Genomic DNA, 12,257 nt, shown 5'->3' on the forward strand with positions numbered 1-12,257 from the left:
GTCAGAACCCCTCTTCCTTTTCGATGGATTCTATTTTTATTCCAAGACTTTCAAAAAGCTTGACGAGTGTTCTTTCATCTACCGCGTCCACTTTGATGAGAACTTCTCTCTTGTTGTCTTCCGATCTTGTTGTGATAATAGACAAAATGTTTATGTTACTGAGCGATAAAGCGTCCACAACTTTCCTCAACTCTCCGGGTTCGTCCTCAAGAAGGACAGAAAAACGGATACCAGGAACGTCCATTGCCAGAGCTTCTATGAGTGCTTCAAGAAAATCATGAAGACTCACAGCACCCTTGAGACGCATCTCTTCGTCAATCACTGGGAGATAAGGTTCCTGGTGCTCCAGAAACAGAAGAAGAGCGTGAGTGATGTTGTCTTCTTCGTGGACGAAAAAGTCCGGAAGAGAAACTTTATTGAATATAGGAGTATCGAGGTCCACGTTCAGCAAATCCTCTTTGTTCACCACTCCTCTGAAATGACCCTCCCGATCTTTGACAACGCATTCGTTCGTTTGGTACTGTCTCATCCTGTGAAGGCATTCTCTCACCGTAGCCGATTCTTCAACCACCGGGAAATCCTGGGTGACCCATTTTTTGACTTTCATCGTTCCACCTCCTTGAGTAGTTCATTCAGATAGTGTTTGAAACGTTCCAGAACGAACTCTTTTGAAACACGTTCTCTTATCTCTCCCTTCACGAATATAACAGCTCCATCCCTGAGGCCGGCCACTCCCAGATCGGCGTCTTTCCCTTCTCCTATACCGTTCACAACGCACCCCATAACAGCTATTTTCAACTTCTTTTGAACGTGAAAGAAATTCTCTTCGATCATCTTTGCCATACTTTCGACATCAATTTCTGCTCTGCCGCAGGTAGGACAGGCTATCACTTCCACACCTTCTCTGAGACCAATAGCTATGAGGATCTTCCTTCCAACGATGACCTCTCTCACCGGATCTCCAGATATGGATACCCTTATGGTGTCACCAATGTTTTTAAGAAGAAGATGACCTATAGCGATGGAAGATTTAACGATGGCCGTCTCTGAAACGCCCGCTTCAGTCACTCCAAGATGGATGGGATATTCGACCTTTTCGGCAATGTACTCGTTTGCCTTTATCGTTTCAAGTACATCTGAGCTCTTCACCGAGACGACGATATCGTAGAACCCCTCCTTTTCAAGTAGTCTGACTTCTTCAAGGGCGGATTCTGCCAGATCTTTCCACCTTTCTGAGGTTCTTCTCTTTATGGATCCCACGTTCGCTCCAACACGAATGGGGATACCTTTTTCCTTTGCAGCCGCAATGACATCTTTCAGCCGATCCTTACTCATATTACCCGGATTGATCCTTATCTTGTCCGCTCCGTTCTCAATCGAAAGAATAGCAAGCCTGTAATCGAACTGGATGTCCGCGACAAGGGGAATCTCTATCTGCTCCTTTATTCGTCTGATTGCTTTCGCGTCTTCTTCATCCTGAACAGCAACCCGGACGATTTCACAACCTGCCCTTTCGAGACGTTTTATTTGGGAGACGGTTCTTTCCACATCGGCCGTCTTCGTTGTGGTCATGGACTGAACACTCACGGAAGCTCCTCCACCGATCACCACGTTTCCCACTTTCACACTCTTTCTCATATTCCCATCATCCTTCCTATGTCGAGGAACGTGATGTAAAGAAAGAGCATCATGAGAAAGATGAACCCGAGGAAATGGATGATGTTTTCGACCTGAGGGTTGAGTCTCTTTCGAGTGATCATCTCCACAAGCGAGAAGATGATGCGACCACCATCGAGCGCCGGAAGTGGTAAAAGATTCAGAACACCCAAGCTGATCGTTATCACAGCCACAACTGTGAGGACTGACTCTAGACCTGTTTTGGATGCCGCACTGATCACACCAGCCAGTCCCACTACTCCCACTATCTGACCCGTCTGAACATTCCTGAAGAAATTCTTCAGAGAAGAGGCAGTCGTCAGTAACACATAGTTGCACGCCTTCACAGAAAGACTCACCGCTTCCAGAGGATTCTTCGGTTTATAGCGGGGAACCCCCATCTCCAGGAGATCGGAAGTTTCGAGGACGTCCTTTAAAAATGAAGCCTCCACGCTTTTCTCTATCGTGTCGTCACCCCTTTTTATCACCACCCTGACGCTGTCTGAAAGTCCTCTCCACCATTCGAGATCTTCTCCTTGCAAACTTACCATCATGGTGTCTCTTCCCAGTGTCAACCTCTGATAAAGCACCACCAGGTCTTGCCATCCTTCTATCTCCTGATCTTCTACCCGTACTATACGATCTCCCTTTTTGATGAAAAGTCCTTCTTTGAAATAAACGTCCTTTTTGAACACAGGAGTGAGCCCAGAGAAGGATATTCCGATCATATAGCGGGCCGGAATTTCGTTGAACTGCTTCAGGATACCTTTTACCGTTCCTCCTTCGAACTCAAGAACCACGTATTCGCTCACAAATTCTTTGAGAACAGATATGTCCCTGTTTCCGTTAACTGAGATGAGTCTTCCCGAAGGAGTTCCCTCTGCACTTTCTAGAACGAAATCGTACGTTTCGGGATACATTCTGGGAGTCAATCTGAGAGATTTCTTCTCACCGTCCCTGAAGATAACCAGATCAACAGACAGTCCTTTCTGGATCTCGTTTGAAATGATCGACGTGTCGAAAGCGATCTTGCCGTTTATGGAATAGATGATATCTCCTCGTCTCAGTCCAGCTTCTTCTGCGGGACTTCCCGGTACAACTTCATCTATCCCGGGAAGCGCAATTCCCCAGTTGAGAGTGATAGGGAGAAAGAGAAGGTAACCTGCGAGTATTGAGAAGAGGGGCCCCGCAAGGGTGATCAGAAACCTCTGCCAGGCTGGTTTTGTGTAGAAACTTTTTTCTTTCTCTTCCTCGTCTGCTATCTCTTCTCCTTCTTCACCGAGCATCCTTACGTATCCACCTATGGGAAAGACGTTGACTCTGAAGGTAGTTTCCCTTCCTTTCACAGAAAAAATCTTTGGTCCAAATCCAATCGCAAATTCCAAAATTTTCACTTTGAAGAGCCTTGCAAAAAGATAGTGCCCAAATTCGTGGACCATTATGACACCAGTCAGTATCAGTATGAAGTAGACGATAACCATTCTGTCACCCTCTCCGCTCTTTTTCTCGCTTCAAAATGAATTCGCTCCACATCATCCAGTGTCCGCGGCTGTGGATATCCTTGAAACTCTTCGAGAGTCTTTTCTATCACTCTGTGGATACCGCCGAACCTTATTTTCCTCATCAGGAAAGCTTCGACCGCCACCTCGTCCGCCGCGTTGAAAACTGTTCTCAGGGTGTAAGAATCCTTTATGTCTTTCAAGAGAAAGAACGCAGGGTATCTTTCAGGGTCGGGATCTTCAAAAGAAAGACTGATAGTCCTCAGGAAAAACGGTTCAAGAGTAACGCGCCTCGGATAGAGAAGGGCATAACTTATGGGTATCCTCATATCCGGTGGTGATACCACCATTTTGACGTTTCCATCCGGTAGAACCACCGCTCCGTGAACCAACCCCTCTCTGTGTATCTTCACTTCTATCTTCTCGAAGGATAGTCCAAAGAGTTCCATAGCTTCCAGGACTTCGAACGCCTTGTTTACCATTGTAGCAGAATCTACCGTTATACGAGCTCCCATGTTCCACACGGGATGCCTGAGCACGTCTTCAGGTCTTGCTCTATCGATCTTGGAAATCTCCCAGTCTCTCAAAGCGCCTCCAGAAGCTGTCAAAACGATCTTCTCCACCTCTGGTTCTATCACCTGAAAGATGGCGCTGTGTTCACTGTCGACCGGAATGAGTTCTGTTCCTTTCTCTCTGAGTTTTTTCTTCACCAGAAATCCTCCACACACGAGAGATTCTTTGTTTGCAAGACACACCCTTCTTGAGTGTTCTATGGACGAAAGCACCGCCCTCAATCCACTAAATCCGGAAACCGCTACCATTGTGATGTCGGGTTTCAGCACTTCCAGCATCTCTTCTATGGAATGAGGACCTTTCCAGATGTTGATCGAACTGTCTTCAAATTCCACATCACCTGTGATCGCCACGTTCTTCACGTTGAATTCCTTCACGATCTTGAGAGCCAGCTCCAGGTTTCTGTGGAACGAGATACCTATCAACCGAATCCCTTTTATTTTCTTCAACACGTCGAGTGTCTGTGTTCCGATGGATCCGGTGGCACCCAGTATCACAAGGGTTCTTTCTTCCATCTGAAGTAAATCAAACCTCCTTTCTTCACTTCTATCGTGACTCTATCACTCACAGCTTCGTTGCTCACGCCGTAAGGTTTTGTGAGGGGCATAACGGCGTTCTCAAGGGTGTATTTGAAGCCTTTGAGAGTCACCCCTTCTGCGTCTCCACCGAGCGGCAGTATAGACCACTTTTCTCCAGGGACAGCGAAGAGAGTTTTCGCTCCTTCCACGTAACCAACCGTGAGAGAAGACGATTCGAGGGTCGTGTTTTTGAAACGTTTCAACAGATAGAAAAGAGCGAGTACCATGTCGAGACGATCACCTTTCCATCCGAAGACAATCTTTTCTTCTTCGAACTCCCGAAGTGCAAGTTCCAGATCTATTTCATCCTTCTCCTTTGGAAATATCTTCAGCGTTACCCCGTGTTTTTTCAACCACTCCATAGTTTCTTCCTTCACCGAATCGGCGTCACCTATGAAAAGATCGGGTACAATGTTTCTTGTTCTCAGGTAATTCGCTCCTCCGTCCACCGCCACGATCTTCTCACAGCGGGAGACATCCACGAACTCTTCGTAAGAACCGTTTGCAAAAATACACACCATGGATCTATACTCCTCCTTCTCGTTCGAGGCCCTGATATAATTCTATCAGGAGGCGATGCTTTCTATGAGAGTATTAGGAAACATTTCTGTTCAGACGAAGAATGGAAGGGTAGTGAAAATAATTCTGGGATCGGATAAATCAGAAGGACCAAATGAGGTTCTCCGTGAAATAGAAGAATACCTTTCGGGTCAGAGGAAAAACTTTTCATTTCAGGTAGAGATCAGGGGCACATCCTTTCAGAAAAGAGTCTGGGAAGAAGTTCGAAAAATCCCGTACGGTGAGGCAAAAACTTACAGCGAAATAGCGAAAAAACTCGGGACGTCCCCCAGGGCAGTGGGTCAGGCTCTTTCGAAAAACCCTCTTCCTCTCTACATACCATGCCACAGGGTGGTTTCTAAGAAAGGACTCGGTGGTTTCAGTGCCGGTTTGGAATGGAAGAAATACCTGATCGATCTGGAGAGAGCCAGAAAATGAAGAAATTCCTTTTATCTTTCTTCATAACTTCGCTTTTGACTTTCTTTTCACTATGGGGTCTTTATTTCTTCTTCACAAAAGACCTTCCTCCTCCCGAGGAAAAACTGGTACCGACCATCAGATTGTTCTACAGCGACGGAACTCCACTGCTTGTTTCTAGAAATATCTGGATAGAACTCTCCGACATTCCAGAGGAATTCGTTGAGATACTCCTCACCTCTGAAGACGAAGAATTCTACAAACATCCGGGGTTTGATCTCATGGGATTCCTGAGAGCAATTATCATGGACATAAAAACTCTGAGTTTCTCACAGGGAGGAAGCACCATCACACAACAACTCGCCAGGACGCTTTATCTTTCAATGGATAAATCCATAATCAGAAAGCTGAAAGAAATCTTCATATCCTTCTGGCTTGAACGTACAAGGACTAAAGATGAAATCCTTGAGATGTACATAAACTCCGTCTATATGGGGAACGGAATATACGGATTCCAAACGGCCTCTCAATTTTACTTTGGAAAGGATCTTTCAGATCTTTCGGTTCCGGAAATGTGTGTTCTCGTGGCTCTGATCAAGTCCCCCGAAAATTTCAATCCTTTGAAAGATCCCGAGGTTTCCCGAAAGAGGGCGAAGATCGTCCTGGACAGGTTGCTGACGGAGAAAAAAATCAGCATTCAGGAATACGAAAGCTACTCTGCTGATCTTTCAAAACTCGAATTTCGCACACAGCAGATGGCTGTGGACGAAGAACTCTTCTGGAGAGTTGTGAGAGAAGCCCAGGACCTTGGATTTTCGCTGAACGAACTCAGGTACGGCTACAGGGTTTATCTCACACTGGACAAAGAACTTCAGGAAAAGGTGTACGCCACGGTTGAAGATGATAAGACAGCTTTCGTTGGCGTAAAGGTGAAAACAGGAGAAATAGTGGCTTATCGAGGAGTCGGCCTTCAATACGGAACCGGATGGAGACAGATAGGATCGGCGATAAAGCCGTTGTATTATTACTATGCCATTCTCAAAGGAAGAAACCCTTCCGACCTTCTTTTGGATCTTCCTCTGAAGATCGGAGAGTGGGAACCAGAAAACTTCGATAAAACCTTCAAAGGAACAGTCAGTTTGAAGGAAGCACTCGTTGACTCGAGGAACATTCCTTCTGTGCTACTTTACTCGTATTTACAACCAGAGAGCGTAAAAAGTTTTATAACAGAAGTTTTGAAGTTGAGGGCCAGGTATCCAGACGATCTCACCGCTTCCCTCGGTACTGTGGAAACTGCTCCAGAAGAGGTCTTGAAGGTTTACTCCGCCATCTTCAACGGAGGAGTAGTTTTGGAGCCGTACATCATCGATAGAATAGAAGACAGAAACAGAAAGATCATCTACAGAGGATATCCAAAAGTACTATCTGTTGTCCCATCTTTTGTAAGATCTCCTCAGGAAGCGAGCGAAATATTGAAGGGTATTTTAAAGGAAGTGGTTGAGAGAGGCACTGGTGTTCGGGCGAGGATTCCGGGAAAAGAAATCGCAGGAAAGACAGGAACGGCAGAAAAGAACGCCTGGTTCATTGGAGGAGACGATGAGTACATTTTTGCGATGGTGAAGGACGGTGAAAACCTTCTTGGCGGAAGAGATTGTGCTCCGGTGTGGAGAGAAATAGTGAGTAGCTGGGAGAAGTTCGAGGGAGATCTGCGATACAAAAAATTAGACAAACCAGGAACTTTTCTCATTGACGAAAGAACAATGGAATATCTTGACTATGCGAAACTGGTTGAACTGGTCAATGAATTGAAACTCCCTGTGAGCGTTCTTGTCGGAGTTCTACAGCTCATGAACTACACTCACCAGATTGAGTTCCTCTCAAAGCTGAACAGCGTGGATCCGATACTGTCCCTTGAAATCTGGAAAAAGTTTTTGATGGAAGGGGGTTAAACTATGGTTCTGTTCGAAAAACCAGGAAAGGAGAACACAAGAAAAACCCTTGAAATAGCTATTCAAAAAGCTTCTGAGCTTCCTTCAAAAAAGCTATTGATCGCTTCTGCTACGGGTTACAGTGCCAGAATGGCCCTCGAAATGATTCCGGAAGGTATGAAACTCATTGTGGTAACCCATCACGCAGGTTTTGAAGAGCCAGACACCCAGGAGTTCGACGAAGAACTGAGAAAAATATTGAAAGAAAAAGGTCACGATGTTCTCACGGCAACACACGCTCTCTCCGCAGGTGAAAGGTCTCTGAGGAGAAAATTTGGTGGAATCTATCCTCTTGAGATAATAGCGAACACGCTGAGGATGTTCAGCGAAGGTGTGAAGGTGGGTGTGGAAATAACGCTCATGGCGGCTGACGCGGGACTTGTCAAAACGTCCGAACTGGTTGTTGCCTGCGGTGGAACGGAGAGCGGTCTCGACTCAGCAATCGTCGTCAAACCTGCAAATTCCCCAAATCTTTTCGATTTGAAGATCACAGAGATTCTCTGTAAACCTCTAATTTTCTGAGATCCTGCGCGAAATTTTTTATCTCCTGGATCTCTTCATAACTCATTCCATGCTTCCACCAAAAAGGAAGAACGGTGTTGTTCAGGAGAACAGGATCGATATCAGGATCCAATTTGCCTTCTTCAACGAGCTTTTGCCAGTCCTTCGTGCCCGGGATGGGGGTGTATTCGTTGATGGAAACACCTATTCCTTCACTCAAGCACACCTTGATGGCGTTCAACACATCTTCCTTCGTCTGCCCTGGCATGTTCACCATGATGTACGCTGAGACCTCTTTTTCGGTGAAACCAGCTTTCCTCAAGATCCTGGCTGCACGAACGAGGTCTTCATCGTAAACCTTACCACCCGTTTCCCTCTGGAGTCTTCCAGAAGTTTCATAGCCCAGTTTTATCGTTCTGAAATTCGCTTCTTTCAAAAGGAGGGCCGTTTCCTCATCCAGAAGACGTGCATGTATCCCATTAGGGAGATGGAATCGTACAGACCATCTCTTTTCTACGATCAGTTTGAGAAGATCCTTGAACCTTCCCGAGGCCAGAATAGCGTCGTCGAAAAAGACCACATCTTCAACTTCGAAAATGTTCAGGTACTTCTCTACAGTTTCAACCACCCTCTCCGGTGTTCTCACTCTCAATCCATTCCAGAGTTTGTGAACAGCACAGTAAGAACACCTGAAGGGACATCCAAGCGTGGTGATGAACACGAGGTAACCAACCCTGTTGTAGAGTTCGTACATGGGATCGAAGACTTCAAACCAGTCAGCGGGAATTTCTTTCGATGAAAATCCCAGAGTCTCTAAGAATCCGGGAAGAAACACGAGATCACCCTTTTCATAGACTATCGCTCCGCTCTTCTTTGCGTGTTCCGGAAAGAGTCGTGGATAAACTCCCCCCAGGACAATCGGTACATCGTAGCGATCCTTCAAAAAGCGAATCGTTTCCCACACTCCGGGATACCAGTAGCTCAACGTGGATGTGACCATCACAAGATCAACGTTTCCAATTTCTCCCAGTTTCCATTCGAGGAACTCTGGTGGTGCTCCGTACCTTTTATATCTTCTTGGAACAAATTTCAACATCTCTGGTTTCTCTATAACCTGACTTGGAAACTTTCCAGTACCGTATCTTTTGTCTTCTGGCACTTTTGTGAAGCGTGGAAGAACGGGATCGTGTCTGTTGAGGAGATCCACGAGATGAACCTCGTAGCCCATCCACTCCAGTGCGCGCGCAACGTAAAGAAGCCCGATGGGCTTCAACCAGAAATCGTACGCCGCGAAATCGTGAACCCACGGATTAACGAGGAGTACCTTCAATCTCCGAAGCAGAAGTGGTACACCCCCTTGATCGTGAGGTCTTCGTCGAAGATCTCGTGTTTCATCATCTCCTTCACGATCTTCGACTGACCTCCCGTGAGAACCACCGGTAGATCACCGTAAACTTCTTTTATCCGCCCTATTATCCCCTCAAGAGCGTAGACACTTCCGTTCACCACACCCAGCCTGATGTTTTCTTCCGTATCTTTCCCTACAACAAAATCTGCCGGTTTCACCTCAACGAGCGGAAGCTTTGCCGTTCCCCGAAAGAGCGAGTGAACCATCATGAAGAGTCCAGGCAGAATGGCTCCTCCTTCGTAAGACCCGTTCACAACGAGATCCACAGTGGTTGCCGTTCCCATGTCGATGATGATTCCGCTTTTCCCGTACTCTTTGACGAAAGCGACAACGTTGGCCACTCTGTCTGCTCCAATCTCTCCCGGGTTCTTCACGTTCCATTTCACACATCCGTTTTTCGCCTTTACCCATATCGGTGATATGCGGAAATACTTTTGAGAAAAGCGTTCTATAACTATGTTTTGAGTGGGAACAACGGAGGCTACGCCGATGCCTTTTATCTCACGCATGGCATCGCCCAGAAGCGGGTGAAGGTGCGAAAAGAGTTCGTCTTCCGTCTGAAACACGCCGGTGGACAACCTCCACCTTCTGAAAGTTTTACCATCTTCGGTGATAGAGAAGACAGAATGCGTGTTACCTACATCCACGAGGAGGTACAAAAGTATCACCTCCGTTATGATGGTTTAAAATATATTTTACACACTCGTGGAGCAATTGACACAAAAAATCAGTAAGGTAATACTAAATCTAAGAAGAGGACATCAGAAAATTTTATCATGGGAGGTGGAGAGAGTGGACTGGAAGAAGTACGGCTACAACACGAAGGCCCTTCACGCAGGTTATGAACCACCTGAACAGACTACAGGCTCGAGAGCGGTTCCCATATATCAAACGACTTCTTATGTCTTCAGAGATTCTGACCACGCAGCGAGGCTCTTCGCACTGGAAGAATCCGGGTTCATCTACACAAGGATTGGGAATCCTACAGTGAACGTCCTCGAGGAGAGAATAGCGGCAATGGAGAACGGAGTGGGAGCCTTAGCGGTCGCCAGTGGGCAGGCTGCTATAACTTACGCCATTTTGAACATTGCGGGTCCAGGAGATGAGATCGTCAGTGGGAGTGCGCTGTACGGGGGAACGTACAATCTGTTCAAGCACACTCTCTATAGAAAATCTGGCATCATCGTGAAGTTCGTGGATGAGACGGATCCAAAAAACATAGAAGAAGCCATCACCGAAAAAACAAAAGCGGTGTATCTCGAAACTATCGGGAATCCCGGTCTCACAGTGCCAGACTTCGAAGCGATAGCAGAGATCGCTCACAGACACGGTGTTCCTCTGATAGTGGACAACACGGTGGCACCGTACATCTTCAGGCCGTTCGAACACGGTGCCGACATCGTTGTTTATTCGGCCACGAAGTTCATAGGAGGGCACGGAACATCGATAGGCGGTCTCATCGTAGACAGCGGAAAATTCGACTGGACGAACGGAAAATTTCCAGAACTCGTGGAACCAGATCCCAGCTACCACGGTGTGAGTTATGTGGAGACGTTCAAAGAAGCTGCTTACATAGCGAAGTGCAGAACACAGCTTCTGAGGGACCTAGGAAGCTGTATGAGTCCGTTCAACGCGTTCCTGTTCATCCTCGGGCTTGAAACTCTCAGCCTGAGGATGAAAAAACACTGTGAAAACGCGCTGAAGGTCGTTGAATTTCTGAAATCACATCCCGCTGTGAGCTGGGTCAACTATCCGATAGTTGAAAGCAACAAAACCAGAGAAAATGCGCTGAAATACCTCAAAGAGGGCTACGGTGCGATTGTAACGTTCGGTGTGAAGGGTGGAAAAGAGGCAGGAAAGAAGTTCATTGACAGTCTCACCCTCATTTCCCACCTCGCCAACATTGGTGATGCAAGAACTCTGGCCATTCATCCCGCTTCGACAACCCATCAGCAACTCACGGAAGAAGAACAGTTGAAAACGGGTGTCACCCCAGATATGATAAGATTGTCTGTTGGAATAGAAGATGTGGAAGATATCATAGCTGATCTGGATCAGGCTCTCAGAAGATCTCAGGAGGGATGAAAAGTTGCCAATAAACGTTCCAAGCGGTCTTCCCGCGGTGAAAGTTTTAGCAAAAGAAGGCATCTTCGTCATGACGGAAAAGAGGGCGATCCACCAGGACATCCGCCCTCTTGAAATTCTCATCCTGAACCTGATGCCGGACAAAATAAAAACAGAAATCCAACTTCTCAGACTCCTTGGAAACACTCCTCTTCAGGTGAATGTGACCTTGCTCTACACCGAAACTCACAAACCGAAACACACTCCCATTGAACACATTCTGAAGTTCTACACAACTTTTTCTGCTGTGAAAGATAGAAAATTCGATGGATTCGTTATTACGGGCGCTCCCGTGGAACTCCTTCCGTTCGAAGAAGTAGATTACTGGAAAGAACTCACAGAAATCATGGAATGGAGCCGCCACAACGTGTACTCGACCATGTTCATCTGCTGGGCGGCTCAGGCGGGATTGTACTATTTTTACGGAATACCGAAGTACGAACTTCCGCAGAAGCTCTCAGGTGTTTACAAGCACAGAGTCGCAAAAGATTCAGTCCTCTTCAGGGGGCACGACGACTTTTTCTGGGCGCCGCACTCGCGGTACACTGAAGTGAGAAAGGAAGACATAGACAAAGTACCAGAACTTGAGATCCTCGCAGAATCGGACGAAGCGGGGGTTTACGTGGTTGCAAACAAAAGCGAAAGACAGATATTCATCACAGGACATCCCGAGTACGACAGATATACGCTGAGAGACGAATACTATCGAGATATAGGTCGAAATCTGAAAGTGCCGATTCCTGCCAATTACTTTCCAAACGACGATCCTACAAAAACTCCCATTCTCACTTGGTGGAGTCATGCTCACCTCTTCTTCAGCAACTGGTTGAATTACTGTATCTACCAGAAAACACCTTACAGACTGGAAGACATACACTGAAGAACCCCTTTCGGGGTTCTTCTTTTTCCATGTTAGAATAATAGTTGTGATTCTGAACGCAAAAGGAGTGGGAAA

At 46.5% G+C, this 12,257-nt stretch carries 12 protein-coding genes; 5 read left to right on the forward strand and 7 right to left on the reverse strand.

Annotated elements, in window-relative coordinates:
- Position 1 precedes the first annotated feature (1 nt).
- Genes MC24_RS06965 through MC24_RS06985 form a run of 5 tightly spaced genes read right to left on the reverse strand, consistent with a single transcriptional unit; the run spans position 2 to position 4,827 of the window.
- Positions 2-607, reverse strand: coding sequence for a CBS domain-containing protein (locus MC24_RS06965; protein ID WP_038053860.1), 606 nt, complete (start codon positions 605-607; stop codon positions 2-4).
- Positions 604-1,638 carry a flavodoxin-dependent (E)-4-hydroxy-3-methylbut-2-enyl-diphosphate synthase gene (ispG, locus tag MC24_RS06970; RefSeq protein WP_038053862.1) on the reverse strand — a complete coding sequence of 345 codons (1,035 nt, stop codon included), beginning with the start codon at positions 1,636-1,638 and terminating at the stop codon, positions 604-606. Before ispG ends, MC24_RS06965 begins: the two co-directional genes overlap by 4 nt.
- Positions 1,635-3,137, reverse strand: coding sequence for a M50 family metallopeptidase (locus MC24_RS06975; protein WP_038053868.1), 1,503 nt, complete (start codon positions 3,135-3,137; stop codon positions 1,635-1,637). Before MC24_RS06975 ends, ispG begins: the two co-directional genes overlap by 4 nt.
- Entirely contained in the window at positions 3,113-4,243 is a 1,131-nt protein-coding gene (gene dxr / locus MC24_RS06980) for a 1-deoxy-D-xylulose-5-phosphate reductoisomerase (protein ID WP_038053878.1), read from the reverse strand. The genes MC24_RS06975 and dxr overlap by 25 nt, the downstream gene beginning before the upstream one ends.
- Positions 4,222-4,827: a thiamine diphosphokinase gene (locus tag MC24_RS06985; protein ID WP_038053880.1), complete on the reverse strand. Its 606-nt coding sequence runs from the start codon at positions 4,825-4,827 to the stop codon at positions 4,222-4,224. Before MC24_RS06985 ends, dxr begins: the two co-directional genes overlap by 22 nt.
- A 64-nt stretch (positions 4,828-4,891) precedes the next feature.
- On the opposite strand from MC24_RS06985, the gene MC24_RS06990 reads away from it, so the two are divergent.
- From MC24_RS06990 to MC24_RS07000, 3 genes are read left to right on the forward strand one after another with little or no spacing between them, the layout of a single operon-like run.
- Entirely contained in the window at positions 4,892-5,302 is a 411-nt protein-coding gene (locus MC24_RS06990; protein ID WP_038053883.1) for a methylated-DNA--[protein]-cysteine S-methyltransferase, read from the forward strand.
- Positions 5,299-7,230, forward strand: a complete 1,932-nt coding sequence (locus tag MC24_RS06995; protein WP_038053885.1) for a transglycosylase domain-containing protein — start codon at positions 5,299-5,301, stop codon at positions 7,228-7,230. Before MC24_RS06990 ends, MC24_RS06995 begins: the two co-directional genes overlap by 4 nt.
- 3 nt (positions 7,231-7,233) lie before the next feature.
- A complete protein-coding gene (locus MC24_RS07000) occupies positions 7,234-7,791 on the forward strand; it encodes a pyruvate kinase alpha/beta domain-containing protein (protein ID WP_038053887.1) in 558 nt (185 codons plus the stop codon).
- On the opposite strand, the gene MC24_RS07005 is transcribed toward MC24_RS07000, so the two are convergent.
- Positions 7,757-9,100, reverse strand: coding sequence for a B12-binding domain-containing radical SAM protein (locus MC24_RS07005; RefSeq protein ID WP_038053889.1), 1,344 nt, complete (start codon positions 9,098-9,100; stop codon positions 7,757-7,759). The genes MC24_RS07000 and MC24_RS07005 overlap by 35 nt on opposite strands.
- Positions 9,097-9,837: a type III pantothenate kinase gene (locus tag MC24_RS07010; RefSeq protein ID WP_038053892.1), complete on the reverse strand. Its 741-nt coding sequence runs from the start codon at positions 9,835-9,837 to the stop codon at positions 9,097-9,099. Before MC24_RS07010 ends, MC24_RS07005 begins: the two co-directional genes overlap by 4 nt.
- Before the next feature lie 133 nt (positions 9,838-9,970).
- Here MC24_RS07010 and MC24_RS07015 point away from each other — a divergent pair, with 133 nt between their 5' ends.
- Both MC24_RS07015 and metA read left to right on the forward strand, forming a co-directional pair.
- On the forward strand, positions 9,971-11,263 hold the full coding sequence (locus MC24_RS07015; RefSeq protein ID WP_038053894.1) for an O-acetyl-L-homoserine sulfhydrylase: 1,293 nt from the start codon (positions 9,971-9,973) through the stop codon (positions 11,261-11,263).
- A 4-nt stretch (positions 11,264-11,267) separates the two neighbouring features.
- Entirely contained in the window at positions 11,268-12,182 is a 915-nt protein-coding gene (gene metA / locus MC24_RS07020) for a homoserine O-acetyltransferase MetA (RefSeq protein ID WP_038053897.1), read from the forward strand.
- Positions 12,183-12,257 lie beyond the last annotated feature (75 nt).

This window comes from Thermotoga sp. Mc24, from assembly GCF_000784835.1.
Classification (GTDB): Bacteria; Thermotogota; Thermotogae; order Thermotogales; family Thermotogaceae; genus Thermotoga.